Below are 22102 nucleotides of genomic sequence, written 5' to 3' on the forward strand. Positions count from 1 at the left end.
TCAAGACGTGCCGTCATTCCTTTTAGCAGGACGGATGCATTCCAAAAGATTGGAAAGACCTCCATAACGCATGATCAGAAGCACGGAGATAATCCCGACACACTGAAGTACGCCGCCTATGACGAATTGAACGTTTCTCCAAGTGATGACACCCATCCCGGAACTGGATAGCTGGAATATCTCGAGCAGATGTCCCACGTCGAATATGTTCCACCAAACGCCCATGGGCATCAGGACAACTGCGTTCGATGCGAAAACATACACTAGTGCACCGCATGAAAGAAGGATCCATGCAGGGAAGAAATTGCGATTTTTAACAACGATCCAAAATGCCAGGAAAGGAATCAATGAAACGATGTACTGGGTTGTCGGCGGGTACAACAAGGACAGTGCCATCACGAGCAGGCATCCCTTCATCAACGTCTCGAACAGGTCGTTCTCTTTGTTCTTATAGACGAAATACCCCGCATAAACCGCCCCCAGGAGTACAAGCACATATGTGAGCATACGAAGTGCTCCAGTAACCGTATCGAACATCGAACTTGCTGTCGCCAATCCGGTACGGTCTGATAGGAACTGGAAACATTCTGCCAGATCCCCTTCCATGATCTGCGGGGCGAGAAGGATCATAGTCATCACCATCGTCCCGAGCGCGGACGAGGCCACTTGAACCAGACCTCTGCGAATGTCAGACCTGTTGTTGGCCAGGATGTATGCTACAAGGACGAACAGCAGGAATATCGGAAAGAACTTGGAGAGGACAGATACCGAGAAGGTCATTCCTGCGATGAACGGATGGGATTTTCTCAAAAGAATAACAGTCAACAGTATGAACAGGGCTGAAACGATGTCGGGCATCGCGATCACGCCTGACGAAAGGAACACTACCGATGAAAAGAACATGAGACCGAAGCCTGCGATCGCCTTCCTGTCGCTATTGGTAACATCCTTTATCAGATACCATATCATCAGCGAAGCGGCGAGATCGAGAGCGAACAACGGGACCTTGACAGCGAAGAGAAAACTTATTGATGGGATCGTAGACGTGAAATACAGTCCCAGACCCTCTATGGGTATCAGTTCCACCACTTTTACCGCCACCTCCCCGATATTCATAAAAAGGTCCTGGAAAGCGGCAGAAAGGCCCAAGAAATAGCCCCAGACAGGCGTATAATAGTAGCCATCCACACCGTACAGGCCCCACCCTGCCTCGATGTTACGAACGACCAAGGCCCAGAATTCGGAGTCGTACACGACGGACAGAGGCGTTATGACGAGCCTCAGCAAGATCCCAACGACTATGAGGAAAAGAAGAGGGTGCCTCATGGACATCAGACGGTCCATGGTCCGACTTGCCACCTCATACACATCGACCATGGAATGTCTCCCCGTACTTCGTGTACGTACCGCCAACATATACGTATAGGATCGAAGTTTTCGATTCCACGACGTCCATCTCAGACTGTACGGTCCCGCGCGTGACAGTACCTGTGAGGTGGGACACGACCTCCGAGGACACGGTGATCCCTGATGCAATCAACTGGGCCAGGTCATCCGTGAGATCGAAATCGTATTTTCCTGAGAGGACGAATATCTGCCCCTCTCCGAACGGGATCCCCGCGATGGACGCATACTGGTCCACGGAATACCCCATCCTTATCGACCCTGGGACGTCATCCACGCACAGGGCGTTGCGCATATGGCTGTCCTTGAGACACAGCGCCTCGGTGAAGCCGTTCTCGATCCTCGATTCCGCCGCGGATGCACCGGACGTGTTCTGATACGCATCCCCAAGCAGTATAGACGGCCCATCGGTCCACTGAAGCCCGTGCTCATCGACGTAGAAACGACCTACCTCGGAATGCATCCAATACAGCGTCCCCCCTGCGTTCAGCCATTCCACCAGGATGCAGTCCTCCGTGCAGTCATAGACGCTGGAGGGGAGTGCATAGGATGTGACTATGAGCCCCTTCCCCGATGGGGACGCGGAGCCTGTGAGATACGACAGAAGGCCCTCCTCCCCACCCGATGACACGTTGTCGAAAGAACGGGCGTTGAGATACTTCGTATAGTCGTTGGACGCGACCTCCTGATCGGTGTACTCGGGCGTGGATACCCCCGATGCCTCTCTGAAGTATTCGTCATATGTCTCATCCTCGTAGATGAAGACCTCATCCACTGGGACGCGTCCGTGATTGTCGATCAGAACCGCGTCATACCTGTCCGAACCGGACGAAGAAACGGTGAAATCTACCGTATTCTCGTTCCATTCTGCCGATGCATCGTAATGATGGACCTGTGAATAGGTCAGAACCTCCCCGACCACGATGACAGCGCACAGAAGCACGGCTATCACCGCGATGGCATCGACGCGGAATCTCATCCCACCCCCTAACTCGGAGTCCGATAATAATGGTTGAGGTGGAATGCTAAGTCTTCATCATCGGATACTAAATAACTGAAACTTATGTCCGATTCACAATGCTAGGCATGGTGCGTGATTTTTCGGTGAAACACCGCGAAGGTATGCTCTACATCATCTGCGGAGGATTCACCACACTGGTAAATTACGGTGCATACGTCGCCTTTGCCTGGGTTGACATAAACCCGAACATATGCAACATACTGTCCTGGATCGTCGGGGTCACCTTCGCGTTCTTCGTGAACAAATGGATCGTCTTCGGAAGCAAGACCTGGGACACGCGCAAGACCGGCACCGAAGCGGTGGAATTCCTGAGTGCCAGGGTGTTCACCTTCGCGGTATCGGTGATCACATTCTACCTGATGTACGACATAGCCGGGCTGAGATATGGCATAAGCATATTCTCGGACGACTTCCTCGGTTTCGGGGAAGGGTTCTTCACGAAGATCGTCGGGAGCATGATCGAGATCGCCCTGAACTGGGGGCTCAGCAAGTATTGGATCTTCAGGAAGTCCAATGCATGATTGCCTGACCTCCTCTGCGAAAGTGGGCCGATTATTATATCACATCGCCATCAGCGTCCATGGCCAAGGAGATCTCCGTCCTCTTGATAGATGGATACATCGACGACCCCGCAGCACTCGGAGTCCCTCCGTACATCTCGCCCATGGCGCGTTCCATAGCGGGTGCCGCGTTGGATGCCGGTGCCGACAGGGTGGAGTATCTGACGGTGGACATGCTGAGGGGAGGTGCCAGGGTCCCCGAGGCGAGCGTCAGCGTGGTCCTCTCCGGGAACACCGTGCCCGGAAAGTACCTGCGCTCGATGCCCATGTCCCAGAAGGAGCTGGAGTCCCTCGTTCCGAGACTCCACGGATGGAAGATGATCGGAGGCTCCGCTGCGGAGTCGGATGCCGCAGAGGGGTTCGATTTCGTGATAAAGCGCGACCTCGCGGCATCCCTGTACGACGGCATGGTCGGGAAGGAGGTCGGGGAGAGGCTGCGCACGCTGGACGAGTGGAACAGATGGATGCTGCTCGGGACCGACATAGTCACGAGACACCAGGATTTCCCGCAGCCCCTGATCGCCGAGGTGGAATCGTACCGCGGCTGCCACAGGTTCTCCAGCGGAGGATGCTCATACTGCATCGAGCCCACCAAGGGCAGACCGCTGATGCGCTCCCCCGATGACATAATAGAGGAGGCCTCCAGGCTCAGGGAGCTCGGGGTGAGGAACCTCAGGGTCGGCGGACAGACGTGCATCGTCTCGTACGGATCGGACCCGGACTCTCAATTGCCCACGCCGAACCCGATGATGGTCGACGACCTGTTCGAAGGCCTCCAGAGCCTGGGGTTCGACGTCCTGCACGTGGACAATGCCAATGCCGCGGTGATAGCGTCGCACCCGGACGAATCCGAGCAGGTGCTTGACACCCTGGCGTCCAGATGCACCGACGGGAACGTCCTCGCACTCGGCATGGAGTCCGCGGACCCGAGGGTGGTCATGGAGAACAACCTCAACAGCACGGCGGAACAGGTGCTGGATGCGGTGCGCATGATAAACCGCATCGGAGGCTCGAGGGGTCCGCGCGGGATGCCCCGCATCCTTCCCGGGATCAACATCATCTGCGGCCTCGACGGGGAGACGTCCCGGAGCTACGGGATGAACATGGATGTGCTGGACACGATAGTCTCCGAGGGACTGATGATCCGCAGGATCAACATACGCCAGGTGCTCCCGATACGCAGGGAGTTCTCGGTCAGGGTGGACCAGCGCAGGTTCAAGAGGTTCAAGGAGGAGGTCCGGGAGAACATCGACCGCACCATGCTGGAGAGGGTCGCCCCGTACGGGACGGTGCTCCGCGACGTGTACATGGAGCTTAAGGACGGCAACACCACGTTCGGGAGACAGCTGGGCTCGTATCCGCTGCTCGTGGGCGTACCGTACAAGGTGGACACGGATACGTTCCAGGACGTCTACGTCACGGACTGGGGGTTCCGCTCCATAACCGGTGTGACCTATCCGTTCAACATCAACGAGATGCCCATGTCCGCCCTCGCGGCGCTCCCGGGGATCGGGAAGAAGAGGGCGCAGAGGATCGCCGTGGAGAGGCCGTTCGGAGGGTTCGATGACCTCCTCGAGGTCTTGGAGGACCCGCATGTGGTGGACCGCCTCAGGGACGTGGTCGTGTTCTGATCGTGACGACCTGCTCACCATTATCTAAGAGCATGGTGTTGGAGATGTCATGGACTCCGAACGCATCGCCAAGTTCCCGTTCCTCGCCGAAGCGCATGACTTCGTCGAGAACAGCGGTGCGGATATCGGGGAACTGATCACATCCCCTTCGTACGAGCCCGCCCGCAATAGGGGCATGCAGAGGATCATGGACGCGATAGAATCGTCGGAGGTCAGCTATGTCCCGATGGTCCGTGCGAGCGACTACGACCGCCTGATGGAGGTCCTCTCCTATCCGTATGCCAGGATGATCGTCTCCGCGGTAGGGGACCGCTTCCTGACGAAGCGCTACGCCCTGGCCGAGGCCGTGAGGATGAACAAGATCCTCGTCGGCGAGGACAGGGCCACCGTCATAGGGATCTCAGAGCAGCTCAACGTCCCATCCTCCACGGATGTGGACGGACTGATGAGGATCCACTTCACGGACTACCTGAAGCTCGCCAACCGCCTGAAGAGCGTGGACTGGAAGCTGATAAACAGCGACATACACAACGGGATCGTCTGGATCACACAGGAGAAGTTCAGCCGTCTCATGCAGAACGCGCTGCAGGACAAGATCGAGTCCGAACTGCCGCTGATGACCCCCGACGAGTTCAAGAGCCATCTCAGGGCGGATGTCACGGAGACCATGGACAAGGTGGCGGAGGCGAAGGCTAAGTTCAGCCCCACTGGAGGGGAGGGGATGAAGGTCGAGTACCTGCCACCGTGCATCAAGCACATACTCCAGATGTCCCGTCAGGGGATGAACCTGCCGCACAGTGCGAGGTTCGCGCTGGTCACGTTCCTGCACGCCCTCGGCCTGACGTATGATGAGATCATCCGCGTGTTCTCGGAATCCCCGGACTTCGACGAGTCCAAGTCGGAGTATCAGATCAAGCACATCACCGGCGAGAACAGGGGCGGGGACGGATACACGCCGCCGGAATGCAACACTATGAGGACCAACGGCATCTGCTTCAATCCCGACGGGCTGTGCCAGCAGGAATGGTTGAACCATCCGCTGTCATACTACAGGGCGAAGAAGGAGAGCCATGACAGGGGCAAGGACCGTCCCGCACCCTCCAAGCCCGAACAGAACAGCTGATCCCGTGTTTTCCCGATGGTTTTGCCTCCACAGGCATTCCACAAGTAGACCAATGAAATGGCCACAACTCGACCAATGTAGATTTACATATGATTGCATATATACAACATATGGCACAGTGCATGTCCACCCAGGATACGAGGGGTATGATACCCCTGGTATCGAAAAATACAGAATCCGTCTGATCCCGATAGGCTGCCTTAAGAATTGACAGGACCGGCAGGGACGACCTGCCGGGCCCGCCTTCACTCCTTCTTCGGATCGTCGGGGTGCATCTCGCCCAGGTTGCGCCAGGTGATTATACCCCTCTGGATCGCGGTGAGGTTCCCCACGACCGCGAACCAGATCATCATGATCTCCATCCAGCATATGTCGAGTCCTGCGATCTCGAAGGACCCGTACCCGAACTGCATGGCGATGAACTGGATCAACGGGAACAGCGTCGAGAGCACGACGCGGTCCGCCCTTCCGAGCAGTCCCGCATAGAGCCTCGGCGCCCCGATGGCCTGCGCCTGGGTGCCCATGTACGACGTGAGCAGGACGCCGACGAGTGCCAGCATCCCGAGGTAAGGGTCGCACCATGTGGCGCAGAACGCGACCCCTCCGATCATGAACACGTCCGCATACCTGTCGAACACGTGATCCAGATAGTCCCCCTTCGGTCCCGCCTTGCCGGAAAGCTTGGCGACCTTGCCGTCCAGCGCATCGAAGTATCCGGACACGATGACCATCAGTGCCCCGACGGGCAGAAGCCAGTCCCTGCCCTCGGTGCCGCTGAGCCAGAAGACGACACCGCACGCCAGCGCCAGGATGAGTCCCGCCCATGAGATCATGTTGGGATTCACGTTGATGAGCCTCTTCGCCACCGGCGTCAGTGCGAAGTCCACGCTCGCTCTCTTACTGTCTAGAACCATTCGTCCATCTCCGATGTCCAATCTGTGCTTCCTGGGGGGTAATCCGAAGCATCACCACTTATGATTTTCTCCGCGATGTCCGCCGCCTCGCGTACCGACAGGGCCGAACAGTCGATCTCCCCTATCGGGATGTCCGTCTCGGACGCCTCGCACAGGATCTCATCGAGTATCTCCGCCTGGACGTTCTCGCGGACCTTCCGCTCGGAGTACCCGCGCCCCCTGAGGCGCTCGGCGAGCGAGCGCGGAGAACATCTCAGGAGGATTATCCCCCTGGAGTCCATGAAATGGGACAGGTGGCTGTCCAGGATCACGGGCCGGTCGTCCGACCTGAACCCCTCCAGCGCATCGTTCAGGGCATCCAGGTCCACCTCGTAGGTGTCCCTGTCCGCATCGTACTCCCCGAGCAGTCCGTGCGACCTTATGAACTCCTTGCCGTCCACCACCTCGTACCCGCGGGAGCGGAGCTCCTGCGAGAGGGTGGTCTTCCCGGTCCCGGGGGTGCCTGTCAGGGCGAACAGCGTCATCTCAGTGTATCGCTCCGAAATAGGGCTCCGCCCTCTCCAGCGCCTGATCCCATGTCGGGGTGTTGGTGAGCGCCCCCACCTCCTCCACGACGAAGGACGCGACCGAGGATGCGATGACGAGCGCCTCGGGCACCTCGTACCCGCGATACAGCGCGGTGTAGAATCCGGCACGGTAGCTGTCCCCCGCCCCGGTCACATCCACCGCCCTGGCGGCATCGACCAGCGGGACGGACAGGGTCTCGTCCCCGACCCTGGCGACGCTCCCCCTGTCCCCGTCGGTGCGGACGACCAATCCAGGCCCGGCGTCCAGGACGTCGTCTATCCCGAGGTAGCCGCATATCGCCCGGGCCTCCAGCTCGTTGCAGAACAGCGCGTCCGACAGCGGGATGGCATCCCTGACCAGGTCCGCGCTCCAGACCTTGTGCACCTCCTGTGCGGGGTCCAGAGCGATCCTGGGGCCTCCGCGGAGGCCCTTCATCATGCCCAGATAGTACGACGGCTGTCCGGTGCAGAAATGGACGTGCTCGGACCGCTTCGCCATGCCGTCCAGGGTTATGCCCAGCGTGTCGGCGCATCCCTGCGGGCCCTGGAAGAAGAACACCCTCGTCACAAGGTCCCTGTCGTTGATGATGACACACGACGAGGTCTCAAGGTCCACGGTCACGACATCGTCCATCATCAGCCCGGAGTCCCTCATCAGGTCCAGATAGGCCCCCGGCATGTCGTGTCCTATGAACGCGCACAGCGCGGTGGGACAGCCGAGCCTGGCGGCCGTCACGGCGATGTTCGGGCCCGTTCCGCCCAGCGTAGTCTTCTTGCTCAGGGCGTCGGCGGTTATGCCCGGCGGGAGGAACTGGTCGATGGCGAAGATCGTGTCTATCGTGACGTGACCGTAGACCGAGAGATAGGGTTTCAGGTGCCTTCCTCCCATCCGGTGATGTACGACACCTGCTCCTCGCTCAGGGTGTCGATCTCCACGCCCATGGACCTCAGCTTGATGCTGGCGATCTCCGAATCGATCGACTCGGGGACGTAGTGGACCTTGTTCTCCATCCTCTCGTAGTTGTTCACCATGTGGATGAGACCGAGCGCCTGGGTGGCGAAGCTCATGTCCATGATCTCCGCAGGGTGTCCGGCTCCCGCGGCGAGGTTCATGAGCCTGCCCTCCGCTATGAGGTACAGCTTCCTGCCGTCCTGGAGCCTGTACTCGTCGATGAAGTCGCGCACCCTCTCCTTGGACACGCTCATCTCGTCGAGCGCGACCTTGCTGATCTCGTTGTCGAAGTGACCGACATTGCCCATGACGCAGCCGTCCTTCATGGCGGCTATGACGTCCCTGGACACGACGTCCTTGCATCCTGTGACAGTGATGATGATGTCGGCGATGGAGGCGGCCTTGACCATCGGCATGACCTCGAACCCGTCCATCTTGGCCTCGATGGCCTTGATGGGGTCCACCTCGGTGACGATGACCGATGCCCCGAGTCCCTTGGCGCGCATGGCCACTCCCTTTCCGCACCATCCGTACCCGGCGACGACGAGCCTCTTACCCGCGACGATCAGGTTGGTGGCGGTCATCCAGCCGTCGAAGGCGGACTGCCCGGTCCCGTAGCGGTTGTCGAACATGAACTTCATCTTGGCATCGTTCACGTCCAGGACGGGGAACTTCAACGCACCGTCGTTGGCCATGGCCTTGAGCCTCTGTACCCCCGTGGTGGTCTCCTCGTTGGCCGCCTTGACGTTGGACAGCACATCCTTCCTGGATGTGTGTAGCATGGCGATGAGGTCCGCACCGTCGTCGATGATGAAGTCCGGGGCCATGTTCAGGACCGTGTTGAGGTTGTTGTAGTACTCCTTCTCCGACTCCCACTTCTTGGCATAGACGTCCAGGCCGTACTCCTCCCTGAGGGCCACGGCCACGGAGTCGTCGGTGGACAGGGGGTTGCAGCTTGCGAGCCTTATCTTCGCTCCCGCATCGGCGAGCGTGACGGCCAGCATACCGGTCTTCGCCTCGGTGTGGAGGGCCATCCCGATCTTGAGACCGGCCAGGGGCTGCTCGTCGATGAAGCGTTTCCTGATGTCCATGAGCACCGGCATGTGGTCGGCGGCCCAATGGAGCCTCAGGGATCCTTTCTTTGCGAGTTCGTCCATTGTATCACTCAAACTCCGCACGGAGCGAGTCGCAGATCGCGTCCAATGTCTCCTTGCGGCATTCCAGGTTGGAGAAGTCATCCATCGCCTTTATTATTGCGTCCCGGTTCCCGCGGAGCTCATCTGTGAAACGGAGGATGTTCGCGGTCGCGCGTGTTATCTCATCACAGATCGGCACCGTAGCGACCCTGGACGTACGGGACAACAGGTTGAGGTCGATGGATATCACCTTCTTCCCCATGGCGATGAGGGCCTCGGCGCGGTCCCCGTCCTCTATGGGCACGAGGATGACATCACTGGACCAGATGCCCTCCCTGGTGCACAGGGCACGGTCGTGCTCCAAGCCTGGGATCCTCTCGTCCGGCACGCGTCCGAGGACGCTTCCAGCACCCTTGGACTCCAGATGGGAGATCACAGCCTCCATCCTATCGGGGGTGCGATGGAACAGGTTGACCTCTATCTTCGCGGGAACGGCCTCGGCGATCCTGATCAGACCCTCAGCATCGAGCGCGGCGGCGTTCCCGTTTATGCATATTACCGGGTTCTCGGCGGACAGCAGCATGGCCGCCGCCGCGCACTCCGCCCTCTCGGCGGGTGCGATGGTGCGCTCGCCCATCAGATAGTCGTAGGCCTCTCCCCTCCCGTGTGAGATAAGTCCGGTGGGGGTGACGATGCCTTTGCCCACCATCTCGACCAGAAGCTCCCTGGTCATGAGCGATTTGTATCTTGGATGACTCTTAGGAATGTCCACGACCGCTAATCACCAACGGTGCGTATATCTGTTAGGCTGGAAGATGAACCGCGATCCCTGCTCAGAATCGCCCGTAAACTTCCGGATCATGCCTTCAATGCCGTTATCGGCACCACATACACCCCATCTGGCCTGCGATAGGCATCCCTGACAAGTCCGCACACGATGCACAGGACGGATGGGGGATTCTCCTCTTCCTCCATAAGTTTCGAAAACTTCAGCAGATTATTCGCGGCAGCATCGATCTGGTTGCTCCCAAGCTTGACCTCGAACGCCCCCCATCTCCCGTCAGGCATCTCGATGGTGATGTCGACCTCCCGTCCCCTACTGTCGCGATAGTGACTTGCATGACCATCGTTGGCCTCGGCATATATGCGGAGATCCCTTGTGCAGAGTGATTCGAACATAAACCCTGTCGTTCTAAGATCTTCCATGAGCATCTCACCTGTCAGGTTCAGAGCTGCAACGGCCAGAGAGGGATCTACAAAATGCCTCTTCGGATTCTTCCCCACCCTTAGAGAGGATCTGAGGTTTGTGCTGAATGCGGGAAGGGGATCCGTGACATTCAGTCTGTCCAGAACATCGATGTAATCCCTCAAGGTCTTGTCCGAGATGGATACATCATCATATTCGCGCATATCGTTCATCAGACGACTGTCTGGAGTTGTAGTAGACTCGTTCCTGGCGAGTGACTTGAAAAGTGAAGACATCCGAGCCATATCGCGCTTGGTTCCATCCAGACGTATCGCATCCTCCATACAGACCATCGCAAAGTAGATCTTCGAATACCTGGCATATGAGTCTTGATCCTTCCCTATCATCGCGGGCCAACCACCGCGGATGCACAGGTCGATGATGTCCTCCAAGGCATGGGATCCACAATCCTCCATAATGTCCATACCAGAAAACAAATCATGGAGCCTGACCTTTCCTATAGAATCCCCTGATTCGAACAGAGACATGGGCCGCATACGAATCCGGTCGATCCTCCCTATTCCGCTATGTGAAGTCTGTGTCAGGTTGGGGGTCGAGGACCCTGTCAGGATGAACTGCCCCGGTTTCCCTATCTTGTCTATAACGAATCTGGCAGCATCCCATATCTCTGGAACCTCCTGCCATTCGTCGACGAGATGGGGCACATCACCTTTCAAAGCAAACAGAGAATCGATCTGAGCCATCCTACGATTCCTGAAATTATCCTCGGGATCGAGGAGACTCGTCTGGCTCTTGGCACTGTTCAGACCTGCCCATGTCTTCCCACATCCCTTAGGTCCTGTGATACAGACACCGCCGAATGTCTTGAGACTACGTTCTATCATCCCATCGACATACCTGGGCTTATATCCAAAAGGCGTCAGAGTCATCGTGTGTGTAATTGTATACTGAAAGATTTATAATTTCGGTAAAAACCAGGAATAAACTTCGGTAAAAACCAGGAATTTGTTTCAATTGTGTCAATTGATGTAGTGAAACTACATATTTTTACAGTATTTTTTGTAATAATAGCACATACATCCTCAATTGACATCGAACACACATAGAACGCGAAGCGATGGTGGACCTCATCCGTTGGAAGGACGACGGAGACCGTATGCCTCTAGTGCTCAAGGGAGTACGTCAATGCGGCAAGACGCATCTTCTGAAAGAGTTCGGGGACAGATTCTTCGACGACATTATTTACATCAACCTTGAGAGGCAGAAGAGACACCGTCCCATATTCCAAAACGAAAACCTGGACCTTGCATACTATGTGAACGAGAATCTCCACGGCGACCTGAATCACATATTCAGAGGTGCTTCCGCGGAGAACTTCGTCAACAACGAGCCTATGACCTTGGGATTCACCGCGAACTATTGGAAGGACAATCGGTACGAAGTGGATTTCATCATTGCCAAGAGAGAAATGACCTCTGCCGTCCCCGCGGAGGTCAAGTCCGGATGGAAGATACGTGCAACTAGCCTGAAGAAGTACATCGACACGTTCTCTCCCGAGAGATCGATGGTGCTGTCCATGAACCCTCCATCCGAGGGCGACGTGGTGAAACTGCCGATCCATCTCGCATGGACGATCCCACGGATCGCGGAGAGACTATGATCAGGAAGATGCGTCGTCAACCCTTAAGTAGCGGACGACTCTCACACCGGACATGACAGATTTCAGGATCGTCCTCGTAGGGCCGAAGTTCCCCGGGAACGTAGGTGCGGTGGCCCGCTCAATGGCCAACTTCGGGCTCAGGGACCTGGTCCTGGTGAACCCCTCCTGCGAGCTCGACGACGATGCGTTCAGAAGAGCCAAGCACGGGTCGTTCATCCTCGAGAACGCGAGGATCGTCCCAACCATCGAGGAGGCACTGGATGATTGCTTCCTGGTCGTCGGGACCAGCGGCGTGACGACGAAGGGGGAGAGCAACTACACCCGCATCCCCGTCCCCATAAGGGAGTTCGCCCAGAACTGCAGGGGATATGACGAGAAGATCGCGTTCATGTTCGGAAGGGAGGACATCGGTCTCCTGCAGGAGGAGCTCGAGCAGTGCGACGTCCTGGTGTGGGTCCCCACGAACGACGAGTTCCCGATCCTCAACCTCTCCCATGCGGCGACCATAGTCATGTACGAGATGTACCAGGCGGAGCGCGAACCCAAGAAGAACCTCCCTGCCAACAGGGAGCAGAAGGAGCGCCTGTTCCGCACGTTCGACGACCTGATGGCCGAAGTACAATACCCCGAGATGCGCAGGCACGGGACCAGAGTGATGTTCAGGAGGATGATGGGGCGCTCCGTTCCCACAGAATACGAGTATCGCACGATCATGGGCGTCCTCGGCGATGCGGTAAGGATAATCAGGAACGGAAAGCCCTGGGAGAAGAACGAAAATTAAAACTGGACGGGCAGATAGATCACCACTTTGGTATCCTCCCTGTCCTCCCTTCTCACAATGTCCGGGATTATCCCCGTATTGTTGGCCACCGTATCGAAGACCTGCTCTATGTGAGCGGTCTCAAAGCCTCCGCCGACCGTGACGATCATCCTCCCGTATGACGGGTCCGTCGGGAACGCGGTAGCGTTCATCGCATATCCTACCGCTCTGACGGGATCGATGTCGTTGACGTACGAGAACGTGTACACCTTCTCCACGAATGTCGTGAAGAACGGCCCGTTCAGCATCTGGGCGAGCCCGTTGAGGACGAACTTTATGACACTGCGGACGGACCTGAAGAACTCGTTGGCCTTGCTATCGACCTCCCTCAGCTCCACTATGGTCTGGATGTCCAGCAGCAGGACCCTGTCCGACACATCGACTATGTTCATCAGCGCGTCGAGGGCCTTCTGACGACGGCCCGGTTCGAGCTTCCATGGGATGGACACGACGGACACGACCTTGCAGCCCTCGTCCTTCGCATATCCGGCGACCTCCTGGAGCATCCTCGTGCCGGACTCCCCGCCGAGCATGGCGAACACGAACACCACGCGGACGCCGTTCAACTTCTCACGTATCTTCTCCGGATCGCCGCGTCCCATGAGCGTCAGGAACACGGGCTTCGTTGTGAAATTCACCTCACGCGGATTGGTGTAATACACTGGAAGGGCATCGAACCCGGATTCGGAAATCACACTGGCGGCACCGCCGCCGCAGGCGAAGAGGACAGCATCGGTCAAATCTCTCACCGGCGGAGTTCTCCATCAGGTAACGGTCGGCGGCCGCACGGACCATGTCGTCCAGTGACCTCCCGTCCGATGTGAGGTCGGCGATGTCCAGGACCTCCTCGACGTCGTAGACCGGCACGATGCCTTCGGTGACCATGGTGTCCGCATACCCGTCCAGGACGGAACGGACAGCATCGGAGATCGAGCTGAAGTCGCCCCTGAGGACGAGAGCGCGGAAGACAGCGACAGTCTCCGGTGAGAGCCTCAGGACCATCTTCTCGTCGTTCGCCAAATGATCTCCCCGTTATTTGATTAGAAAGATGAGGTAAAAGGTTTGAGGTGGGTTCCGAAACGAAACCCGATCATCCGAACAGTGCGGAAAGACCAGCGGCGGCCTCTTCCTCGCTGACAGCCTCTTCCTCGGGCTCTGCCTCTTTGGCAGGTGCGTCAGCGGTCGCGGCAGCGGCGGGTGCGGCAGCGGCGGCGGGTGCGGCGCAGACAGCTGCGCTGGCAATGGCCTCCTTGATGTCGACTCCGTCCAGGGACGCGACGAGCGCCTTGATCTTAGCTGCGTCGGCCTCAACTCCAGCGGCAGTCAGGACAGCATTGATTGCGTCCTCGGTGATGTCTTTGCCGGCAGAGTAGAGCACCATAGCGCTGTAGATATACTCCATATCAAATCAACTCCTATTATTTATCCGAATAGTGCACTGAGACCAGCGGCGGCTTCTTCCTCGCTGACCTCTTCCTGTTCTTCCTCGACCTGCTCCTCTACGGGCGCGGCGGCGGGTGCTGCTGCGGGTGCGGCAGCGGCGGCGGAACTGAGTCTCGCCGCGATCTCGTCGCTGGTGTATCCGGAAGCGGAGGCAATGGACAGCATCTGAGCGTCTGCCTTCGCGAGGAGCCTGTCGATGTTCTCGCTGGTTGGGTATGCGGCCTCGACAGAAAGTCCCATGGACTCCCTGAACGCCTTGGCGATGAGCGGTACGATGGTCTCCTTTGTCGGGAAGGCGATCGATACACCCAGAGCAAGGGCGTTGTGCGCGGCCGTAGCGAACATGGTGGAATAGTAGTCTTCGGGAATGTCAAGGACATCCCTACCGTAAATGACTCCGTCCTCGTAAGCGGACCTGAGCTCCATTCCCACAACCATGGGCAGGATCTCAAGTTTAGGGAGCATTGCAGCCACGGGTCCGGGGATCGGCTGACCCTCCTTGACCAGAGTGGTGTCTTTCTTGACTACTATCTTTCCCGCTTCGATAGCTGCGGGAAGGCCTATCTTCTGAAGTTCCCCGATTATGGGGCCGGGTCCGAAGGGGGTGGGTCCCTTAGGAACGACGATGTCGTAGGGCGCGAGCTGACCCTCCTTTGCGGGGGCCGGCGTCATCGTCGCCTCAAGCTTCTTGAAAAGCTTGAAGGGATCGATGTCCGTCGTGACAATCGCGCACTGTCCATCAACCGCATCCTTGAGTCCCAGGAGTCCGGGCTTCTCCTTCGCCGCCTCTTCGATGGCCAAGACCATAAGCTTGTTCTTGGTCATCTTGACTTTGGCGTGGGCCCTGAGTCCTTTCCTCATGGACTGAATCTGCTGACCGGGAATCCCGTGCATATCGACGACTGCGATAACGGGATACTCGCGCATATCCTGCACCAGCTCCTCGACGAGGTCCTTCTTCCAAGTTGCGACGTGTGCCATCTTCATGCCTCCTTACAGAACCCTCTCCGAGGGACCCATGGTGGTCTTGACGTAGGCGGAAGCGATGTTGTACTTTCCCTTCTCCAGGTGGGACTCGACACGCTTCAGGATGAGATCGATGTTCTCAGCGATCTCCTCTGCAGACATGTCGGCCGATCCAACGGGGGCGTGGAAAGTCTTCCTGTCCTTCGATCTGATGGTCACAGACTTGCGGAGACCCTCGATCATCGCGGCCGGATCTGCTCCGGGGGCGATGGGCTTGGGCATCTTTCCGCGAGGACCGAGAACGGTTCCGAGCCTCTTTCCGACGACGGCCATGAGGGGCGCCTCGGCGATGAAGTAATCGGTGTCGTTCGCGATCTTCTTTGCCTGTTTCTTGTCGTCCGCGATCGCTCCGAGTTCCTCGGGAGTGATGACACGGTCGGCCACGTCCTTGGCTTTCAAGGCTAGTTCGCCACCACCAATCACGCAGATCTTGACGGACTTCCCGCGACCGCTGGGGAGAACGATGTCCTCCTGGATACGGTTCTTGGGGATGGTCAGGTCAACATCCTTGAGATTGATGGCCAACTCAACCGTCTCGGTGAAATTGCGCTTCTTCGCACTCTCCAGTGCCTTCTGCACAGCCATCACGGTTGGTTTTTCTGCCAATACAATTCCTCCTCGTAGTTCGTGCGAATCCTTTCGGACTCTCCTACAAGTAATGTGGGCTATATGGGAGTAGTATATAAAGGTAACACTCGGGGATCCGAACGATCGACGGGTGTGGGATAATGATGTTATGGCCGGGGGGACCCCGGCCTTTGAGTTTCAGTCGGCGAGAGCCTCGTCGTACTCCCCGGCCCTGACTGCGGCCTGGAAGTCCTTGGGGTTCTTTCCGTCAAGGGTCACACCGACGGCGACGCAGTTTCCTGCGACCTCCATGGCGCGAGCCTTCATGGTGGCTCCAAGAAGGTCGTCGCCCTTCATATCGACGATCTTCCTGACCTGCTCGATGGTCAGGTTCCCTACCTTCTCGGACTTAGGGTTGTGTGCACCGGACTGGATCCCGAGCTCGCCCTTGATCAGAGCGGACATGGGGGGAGTTCCGACCTTGATGTCGAAGGTCTTGTCGTCGTTGATGAGGACCTTGACGGGAACCTTCATTCCGTCGTAAGCCTTCGTCTTCTCGTTGATCTTCGCAATAACCTGACCGATGTTCACGCCTTTGGGTCCCAGTGCGGGACCGAGAGGCGGACCTGCGGAGGCCCTGCCCCCGTCAACCAATGCCTCAACAGTGTCTACCATTGTTCATCTCTCCTTCTCAAGTACCCGCACGCTGTCTCCTTTGACAGTGACGGGGATGGGGACCATGGCTTCGATGAGCTCCACCGTGATCTCCTCTTTGGCCTGGTCAATCTGCTGGACCCTGGCCTTCTCGCCCTTGAACGGACCGTTCACGAGCTCGACTATATCGCCCTCGACGATTCCGACGACCGCAGAGACGGGCGTAAGGTACGATCCTATCTCCTCGATGCTGGTCTCGCCGTCGATGAAGTTCCTCGCTTTCTTGATGTCGCGGACCTTCTCGCGCAGGCGGTCCGTGTTCATCCCCTCGACGAACACGTAGCCCCTGAGACCTGCAGGACTCAGGATGGCGTATATATCCTTCTCACCCAGAGCGGCCTTGGATGCGAGAGCGTCTGCGACGACCTTCTCCTGGTCGATCTGGGATTTCAGGATCATGATGGACTGGGTGGCAACAGCCTTGAACGACATCGAGTTGGACATGCCGTCATCGGCGGTCACAAGGACCTCCACCGTGTCACCGTATCTGGCTCCCTTGGGGCAGATGACCTGGAGGGTCAGCTGCTTGTCCCCGTTGCCGACTACATCCACGTTGACCTCCGTGGATGCACGGTAGTTGCTCCAGACCTCCCCGTTGAGGGAATCCAGAAGCATAACGTCCCACTCGGGAGCGCTGGAATCGGGACCAGTCGTGATGGAGAACGAGATCTTCACTCCGGATCCGTCGGATGACACCGAGAACGGCCAGCTGGCCGTCGCACCGGCATGTACCTTTTGCAGCGCACTCTCGCCTTTGATGGATGCCATGCTAACCACTCAGAAATAGGTCGGAAGGACGTCCATCAACCACCAGATGGCGAATCCGACGGCACCGATCAGGATGATTCCCAATCCGGTGATGTACAGGGTCTTGGTATACTCGTCCCTGGAAGGGGTGTGAGCCATCTTCAGGATCCTGCCGTACTTTCCCTTGCCAAAGCCCTTGGCCTTGGACTCGAACTCGTCCTGCAGTTCGAACACCGTGGATTCTTCTTCTGCCATTTTACCGTTCTCCCCCGCGTCGCGGGCCGTCCTCGTTACCACTGAATGATAACAAGTCAAGGTTGCCCTTTATTAACGACCTTATTATAAACCTTCCGATAGCGCAAAAGCGCGGAAGAATCAGGTCTGGCATGACCAGGTCGGGGACTCCGAACATGGACCGGGTCTAAAATCAACACTGTTAATTTTGATTGAACCCTTTTTATATAAGTTACTGGTACGGTCAATCTATACCCAAGGGGGCTTAAGCATGGAAGAAGAAGTGCTTTGTAACGTCGAACTTGTCAAAGACAACAATGATTATCTCGCCAAGATCCAGAGCGATCTCGGCGGCGTCAGGGAATACAGGTCATCCAACTTTGAGGAAGTCCTCGAACAGCTTGTGCAGGACCTGCAGGAAGAGTTCGAGACCCTCTGAACAGGTGATTCCATGGCAGCAGACAAAATAAAACAGGTCACTGACGTTCTCGACATGCTTGCCGAGGATACTTCCATCCCCAGGAACATCAGGAAGGGGGCATCCGATGCGAAAGCACGTCTCCTCGACACCAAGGAGGCAATGGATGTCCGTGCAACCGGCGCGATCGTCATCCTCGACGACCTTGCCAACGACCCCAACATCCCCCTTCACGGCAGGACCATCATCTGGAATGTCATCAGCCAGCTCGAGGTTCTGAGCCAGCAGAAGTGATTCGGCCGATCACTCGGCCGGGAAAGTCCCCGGGTGGCGCTCAACTGCGCCACTCGGAGACTATATTCAAGAAATTCTGAAAGATCTCCACTCCGTGTTCCGAGTTCTCCACTTCAGGATGGAACTGGACCCCGAACATCGGCCTGTCAACGTGTCTCACAGCCTCATGCGGACACGATTCCGAGGATGCTGTGACCTCGAACCCATCAGGGACCGTCTTGACCTCATCGTTGTGGGACGCCCACACCTTGAACGTGTCCGGCAGTCCGGAGAACAGGTCATCATGCGATATCACCTTCAGGTCGACCCCGCCGAACTCCGGGACGGAGCCGGGACCGAGGGCCCCTCCGAAATGCTCGCACATGAACTGCATGCCTGCACAGATCCCCAGGACGGGACAGCTCGCCCTGTCCAGGTATTCGCCGTTCCTGCCCATGCGGTCGGAGTCGCTGGCGACATTGGGGGCGCCTCCGGACAGGATGAGCCCGTCCGCGTCCTGGATGTCCTCGAACGGGGATGTGTTCGGGACGATCTTCGTGTCAACCTTCAGATATCTGAGAACGCGCCACTCGCGATGGGTCCATTGGCTCCCGTTGTCGACCACATATACCTTCATGATGGAACGAAATGGATGTCGTATTTTATTATGTGGGTATACGGACACCCCATACGTCCGATGTTGGACATATGGACAGATTAGTGAATGTAGACGATACATTCCTCTATGAGATACTCGATTCCACACACATGGCGATAGAATTCTCCAACATGGAATACCTGAAACTCAGAGAGGCGGACAACGGCACGTACCGTGAACTGATCGGAGGGCTCCTCGTATCCGGCGAAGAGATAGTTCACACGTACAGGAGCGTCCGCGACGGCGTGATCTTCACGAACAAACGCCTCATCGCCATAGACATCCAGGGAATCACGGGAAAGAAGAAGCAGATACTGACGCTCCCGTTCGACCGGGTGCAGGCGTTCTCGGTGGAGACCGCAGGAATCATCGACATAGACAGCGAGCTGTACCTATGGTTCAGCGGCATGGGCCAGGTGAAGTTCGAGTTCACGTCCAGGACGGACGTGTCCCGCATATGCAGGCACATAAGCGAGTGCATCCTGGACTGAACATGGAAGTAGGGCCCTCGCGGGCCCTGTTTCTCACTCCCACTCGATGGTCGCACAGGGCTTCGGGGACAGGTCGTACAGGACGCGGTTGACCCCCTCCACCTCATCGAGGATGCGGGCTGTGATGTGCTTGAGGAGCTCCCAGGGGACCTCCTCGACGGTGGCGGTCATCGCATCGGTGGTGTTGACCGCACGGATTATGACGGGCCAGTCCCACAGGCGCTGTCCGTCGCGGACTCCAGTGGAACGGTAGTCCGGGACCACCGTGAAGTACTGCCAGACCTTCCCCTCCAGCCCGTTCTTCGCGAACTCCTCCCTGAGTATGGCGTCGGACTCCCTGACCGCCTCGAGCCTCTCGCGGGTGATCGCCCCGGTGCAGCGCACCCCGAGTCCCGGCCCGGGGAACGGCTGACGGTAGACCATGCTGTCGGGAAGGCCCAACTGCTTACCGACGACGCGGACCTCGTCCTTGTACAGGAGCTTCACCGGCTCCACCAGTTCGAACCCGAACTTCTCGGGTAGACCCCCTACGTTGTGATGGGCCTTGACGCCCTTGTCGGACTCGATGATGTCCGGGTAGATGGTGCCCTGGCCCAGGAACCTCACGCCGTCCAGCTTCCTGGCCTCCTCCTCGAAGACCGCGATGAACTCGGCACCGATGACCTTCCTCTTCTCCTCCGGGTCGGAGACGCCCTCGAGCTTTCCGAGGAAGCGGTCCGTTGCATCGACGTAGACGAGGTTCGCGTTCATCTGGTTGCGGAAGACGTCGACGACCTGCTCGGCCTCCCCTTTGCGGAGGAGACCGTGGTTCACGTGGACGCAGGTCAGGTTCTTCCCGATGGCCTTGATCAACAGCGCGGCGACGACGGACGAGTCGACACCGCCCGAGAGTGCGAGCAGGACCTTTCCATCGCCGATCTGCTCCTGCAGCGCGGCGACCTGTTCCTCTATGAACGCGTCCGCCAGAGCAGGCGTCGTTATGCGTTCCATCGTGTCCGGACGTATGTTGCTATCCATGATTTCACTCCCATTCTATGGTCGCGGGCGGTTTGTTGGTTATGTCGTAGACCACACGGTTGACCTGGTCCTTCATCGTGTTGGTGATGCGCGAGGATATCACGTCGAGGACGTCCAGCGGGATGCGGGAGTATGTGGCCGTCATCCCGTCCACGGACGTGACCGCACGGATCGCGATCGTCCTACCGTACGCCCTCCTGTCGCCCTGCACCCCGACGGACTTGGATGGCAGAAGGACCGCGAAATACTGCCACGGGGCGTCCATCTTGCCTGCGTCGGCGGCCTTCCTGATCTCGTCCTCCACTATGAAGCAGGCCTCGCGGACGACCGCCACGTTGTCCGGGGTGACCTCCCCCAGACACCTCACGGCGAGGGCCGGTCCCGGGAAGGGCTGCCTCTCGGAGGCCTTCACGCCGAGGATCCTTGCGACATCCCTGACCTCGTCCTTGTAGAGGTCCCTGAGGGGCTCGACGAGGGTCATGCCCATGTCCTTGGGAAGCCCTCCGACGTTGTGGTGGGACTTTATGGTGTCCCTGACTCCGTCACCGCTCTCGATCCAGTCCGGGGCGATGGTCCCCTGCACGAGGAACTCCGCACCGAACTCCTTGGCCTGCCTCTCGAAGACGCGTATGAACCTCTCTCCGATGATCTTCCTCTTCCTCTCCGGGTCGGAGACGCCCTTCAGCGCCTCGAAGAACTCTGACGAGGCGTCGGCGATCAGGTAGTTGATGCCCATGTCCTTGAGCATCCCCTCGACCTCCTCGGTCTCCCCCTTGCGCATCAGCCCGTTGTCCACATAGACCGCGAGGAGCCTGTCCCCGATGGCCCTGCTGGCCAGGGTGGCCGCGACCATGCTGTCGACACCCCCGGAGCACGCGATTATGGCCTTCCCGGATATCCTCTCGGAGAGGTCGGATATCGTATCCTGAATGAAATCCTCAGCACCCAGCATCCGAGACCACCTTCTCTGAATCTGCAACGACCTTGTCGGCCTGCTCCTTCCTGTAGCTCATGAGAGCATCCCTCACGGCATCGTCCCCGATGGCGATGATCTCACTGGCGAGGATGGCGGCGTTGTCGCCCCTGTCCAGCCCCACGCATGCGACTGGTATCCCGGGAGGCATCTGCACGATGGACAGGATCGCATCCAAGTTGAGGGCACCGCTGACCGGCACACCGACGACGGGCTTGACGGTGAACGACGCGACCACGCCGGGCAGCGCGGCAGAGAGCCCCGCGATCGCGATGAAAACATCCGCATCGCTGCCTTTCACGAGCTCTTCGACCCTTGCAGGCGTCCTGTGTGCCGATGCTACAGCTATGTCGAACGCAACGCCGAGCTTCTTCAGAATGCCGATGGCCTTCTCGGCCACGGGCATATCGCTCTTGCTCCCCAGAACTATGGAGATCTTAGACATCGGATGAGCGAATCACTGAAGGGTTATATTCTTTTAGAAGGGAAATGGAAAGTAGCCTTCGTTGAAAAATAGCGGCTCCTCGATTTGTTATCGCCAAACAAC

At 58.0% G+C, this 22102-nt stretch carries 28 protein-coding genes; 8 read left to right on the forward strand and 20 right to left on the reverse strand.

What is annotated here, in order from left to right; all coding sequences use genetic code 11:
* A complete protein-coding gene (locus V5D86_RS04640; RefSeq protein WP_414595531.1) occupies window positions 1-1377 on the reverse strand; it encodes a hypothetical protein in 1377 nt (458 codons plus the stop codon).
* Window positions 1361-2383 (reverse strand): hypothetical protein, encoded by a 1023-nt coding sequence (locus tag V5D86_RS04645; RefSeq protein WP_414595532.1) that lies wholly within the window; start codon window positions 2381-2383, stop codon window positions 1361-1363. The genes V5D86_RS04640 and V5D86_RS04645 overlap by 17 nt, the downstream gene beginning before the upstream one ends.
* A gap of 98 nt (window positions 2384-2481) precedes the next feature.
* On the opposite strand from V5D86_RS04645, the gene V5D86_RS04650 reads away from it, so the two are divergent.
* The 3 genes from V5D86_RS04650 to V5D86_RS04660 are packed head-to-tail and all read left to right on the forward strand — an operon-like array spanning window position 2482 to window position 5739.
* Window positions 2482-2946 carry a GtrA family protein gene (locus V5D86_RS04650; protein ID WP_414595533.1) on the forward strand — a complete coding sequence of 155 codons (465 nt, stop codon included), beginning with the start codon at window positions 2482-2484 and terminating at the stop codon, window positions 2944-2946.
* 59 nt (window positions 2947-3005) lie between these two features.
* Entirely contained in the window at window positions 3006-4616 is a 1611-nt protein-coding gene (locus V5D86_RS04655) for a radical SAM protein (protein ID WP_414595534.1), read from the forward strand.
* A 49-nt stretch (window positions 4617-4665) separates the two neighbouring features.
* Window positions 4666-5739 (forward strand): DNA primase, encoded by a 1074-nt coding sequence (locus tag V5D86_RS04660; RefSeq protein WP_414595535.1) that lies wholly within the window; start codon window positions 4666-4668, stop codon window positions 5737-5739.
* A 245-nt stretch (window positions 5740-5984) separates the two neighbouring features.
* Here the strand turns inward: V5D86_RS04660 and V5D86_RS04665 are convergent, their stop codons facing one another.
* The 6 genes from V5D86_RS04665 to V5D86_RS04690 all read right to left on the reverse strand — a co-directional run bounded on the left by V5D86_RS04665 (window position 5985) and on the right by V5D86_RS04690 (window position 11443).
* Window positions 5985-6653, reverse strand: coding sequence for a CDP-alcohol phosphatidyltransferase family protein (locus V5D86_RS04665; RefSeq protein WP_414595536.1), 669 nt, complete (start codon window positions 6651-6653; stop codon window positions 5985-5987).
* Window positions 6644-7177, reverse strand: a complete 534-nt coding sequence (locus V5D86_RS04670) for an adenylate kinase family protein (protein ID WP_414595537.1) — start codon at window positions 7175-7177, stop codon at window positions 6644-6646. The genes V5D86_RS04665 and V5D86_RS04670 overlap by 10 nt, the downstream gene beginning before the upstream one ends.
* Window position 7178: 1 nt before the next feature.
* On the reverse strand, window positions 7179-8108 hold the full coding sequence (locus V5D86_RS04675; RefSeq protein WP_414595538.1) for a carbohydrate kinase family protein: 930 nt from the start codon (window positions 8106-8108) through the stop codon (window positions 7179-7181).
* The gene (locus tag V5D86_RS04680; protein WP_414595539.1) at window positions 8090-9328 is read right to left on the reverse strand and encodes an adenosylhomocysteinase; all 1239 of its coding nucleotides are present in this window, start codon (window positions 9326-9328) and stop codon (window positions 8090-8092) included. The genes V5D86_RS04675 and V5D86_RS04680 overlap by 19 nt, the downstream gene beginning before the upstream one ends.
* Window positions 9329-9332: 4 nt before the next feature.
* A complete protein-coding gene (locus tag V5D86_RS04685; protein WP_414595540.1) occupies window positions 9333-10079 on the reverse strand; it encodes a phosphopantothenate/pantothenate synthetase in 747 nt (248 codons plus the stop codon).
* Window positions 10080-10165: 86 nt separating this feature from the next.
* Window positions 10166-11443, reverse strand: coding sequence for an ATP-binding protein (locus V5D86_RS04690; protein WP_414595541.1), 1278 nt, complete (start codon window positions 11441-11443; stop codon window positions 10166-10168).
* Between the two features lie 188 nt (window positions 11444-11631).
* Here V5D86_RS04690 and V5D86_RS04695 point away from each other — a divergent pair, with 188 nt between their 5' ends.
* Both V5D86_RS04695 and V5D86_RS04700 read left to right on the forward strand, forming a co-directional pair.
* Entirely contained in the window at window positions 11632-12174 is a 543-nt protein-coding gene (locus tag V5D86_RS04695; RefSeq protein ID WP_414595542.1) for an AAA family ATPase, read from the forward strand.
* 52 nt (window positions 12175-12226) lie between these two features.
* Complete coding sequence (locus tag V5D86_RS04700) at window positions 12227-12955, forward strand: RNA methyltransferase (RefSeq protein ID WP_414595543.1); 729 nt, start codon at window positions 12227-12229, stop codon at window positions 12953-12955.
* On the opposite strand, the gene V5D86_RS04705 is transcribed toward V5D86_RS04700, so the two are convergent.
* The 8 genes from V5D86_RS04705 to V5D86_RS04740 all read right to left on the reverse strand — a co-directional run bounded on the left by V5D86_RS04705 (window position 12952) and on the right by V5D86_RS04740 (window position 17746).
* Window positions 12952-13632 carry a hypothetical protein gene (locus V5D86_RS04705; protein WP_414595544.1) on the reverse strand — a complete coding sequence of 227 codons (681 nt, stop codon included), beginning with the start codon at window positions 13630-13632 and terminating at the stop codon, window positions 12952-12954. The genes V5D86_RS04700 and V5D86_RS04705 overlap by 4 nt on opposite strands.
* A gap of 1 nt (window position 13633) precedes the next feature.
* The gene (locus V5D86_RS04710; protein WP_414595545.1) at window positions 13634-14014 is read right to left on the reverse strand and encodes a hypothetical protein; all 381 of its coding nucleotides are present in this window, start codon (window positions 14012-14014) and stop codon (window positions 13634-13636) included.
* 70 nt (window positions 14015-14084) lie between these two features.
* Window positions 14085-14396: a 50S ribosomal protein P1 gene (rpl12p, locus tag V5D86_RS04715; RefSeq protein ID WP_414595546.1), complete on the reverse strand. Its 312-nt coding sequence runs from the start codon at window positions 14394-14396 to the stop codon at window positions 14085-14087.
* Window positions 14397-14416: 20 nt separating this feature from the next.
* Window positions 14417-15418: a 50S ribosomal protein L10 gene (locus V5D86_RS04720; protein ID WP_414595547.1), complete on the reverse strand. Its 1002-nt coding sequence runs from the start codon at window positions 15416-15418 to the stop codon at window positions 14417-14419.
* 12 nt (window positions 15419-15430) lie between these two features.
* On the reverse strand, window positions 15431-16069 hold the full coding sequence (locus V5D86_RS04725; RefSeq protein WP_414595548.1) for a 50S ribosomal protein L1: 639 nt from the start codon (window positions 16067-16069) through the stop codon (window positions 15431-15433).
* A 159-nt stretch (window positions 16070-16228) separates the two neighbouring features.
* A complete protein-coding gene (locus tag V5D86_RS04730) occupies window positions 16229-16705 on the reverse strand; it encodes a 50S ribosomal protein L11 (protein WP_414595549.1) in 477 nt (158 codons plus the stop codon).
* Window positions 16706-16708: 3 nt separating this feature from the next.
* Window positions 16709-17512 carry a transcription elongation factor Spt5 gene (locus V5D86_RS04735; RefSeq protein WP_414595550.1) on the reverse strand — a complete coding sequence of 268 codons (804 nt, stop codon included), beginning with the start codon at window positions 17510-17512 and terminating at the stop codon, window positions 16709-16711.
* A gap of 9 nt (window positions 17513-17521) precedes the next feature.
* Window positions 17522-17746: a protein translocase SEC61 complex subunit gamma gene (locus V5D86_RS04740; protein WP_414595551.1), complete on the reverse strand. Its 225-nt coding sequence runs from the start codon at window positions 17744-17746 to the stop codon at window positions 17522-17524.
* A gap of 250 nt (window positions 17747-17996) precedes the next feature.
* Here V5D86_RS04740 and V5D86_RS04745 point away from each other — a divergent pair, with 250 nt between their 5' ends.
* Window positions 17997-18164, forward strand: a complete 168-nt coding sequence (locus tag V5D86_RS04745) for a hypothetical protein (protein WP_414595552.1) — start codon at window positions 17997-17999, stop codon at window positions 18162-18164.
* Window positions 18165-18176: 12 nt separating this feature from the next.
* On the forward strand, window positions 18177-18437 hold the full coding sequence (locus V5D86_RS04750) for a UPF0147 family protein (protein WP_414595553.1): 261 nt from the start codon (window positions 18177-18179) through the stop codon (window positions 18435-18437).
* Window positions 18438-18477: 40 nt separating this feature from the next.
* On the opposite strand, the gene V5D86_RS04755 is transcribed toward V5D86_RS04750, so the two are convergent.
* Window positions 18478-19053: a GMP synthase subunit A gene (locus tag V5D86_RS04755; protein ID WP_414595554.1), complete on the reverse strand. Its 576-nt coding sequence runs from the start codon at window positions 19051-19053 to the stop codon at window positions 18478-18480.
* 71 nt (window positions 19054-19124) lie between these two features.
* On the opposite strand from V5D86_RS04755, the gene V5D86_RS04760 reads away from it, so the two are divergent.
* Window positions 19125-19565 (forward strand): PH domain-containing protein, encoded by a 441-nt coding sequence (locus V5D86_RS04760; protein WP_414595555.1) that lies wholly within the window; start codon window positions 19125-19127, stop codon window positions 19563-19565.
* Window positions 19566-19598: 33 nt separating this feature from the next.
* Here V5D86_RS04760 and guaA (V5D86_RS04765) read toward each other — a convergent pair whose 3' ends face one another.
* The 3 genes from guaA (V5D86_RS04765) to purE are packed head-to-tail and all read right to left on the reverse strand — an operon-like array spanning window position 19599 to window position 22000.
* A complete protein-coding gene (gene guaA / locus V5D86_RS04765) occupies window positions 19599-20582 on the reverse strand; it encodes a glutamine-hydrolyzing GMP synthase (protein WP_414595556.1) in 984 nt (327 codons plus the stop codon).
* Window positions 20583-20586: 4 nt separating this feature from the next.
* Window positions 20587-21534, reverse strand: a complete 948-nt coding sequence (gene guaA, locus V5D86_RS04770) for a glutamine-hydrolyzing GMP synthase (RefSeq protein WP_414595557.1) — start codon at window positions 21532-21534, stop codon at window positions 20587-20589.
* Entirely contained in the window at window positions 21521-22000 is a 480-nt protein-coding gene (purE, locus tag V5D86_RS04775; RefSeq protein WP_414595558.1) for a 5-(carboxyamino)imidazole ribonucleotide mutase, read from the reverse strand. Before purE ends, guaA (V5D86_RS04770) begins: the two co-directional genes overlap by 14 nt.
* Window positions 22001-22102 lie beyond the last annotated feature (102 nt).

The organism is Candidatus Methanoprimaticola sp. MG2 (assembly GCF_047501175.1).
Taxonomy (GTDB): domain Archaea; phylum Thermoplasmatota; class Thermoplasmata; order Methanomassiliicoccales; family Methanomethylophilaceae; genus Methanoprimaticola.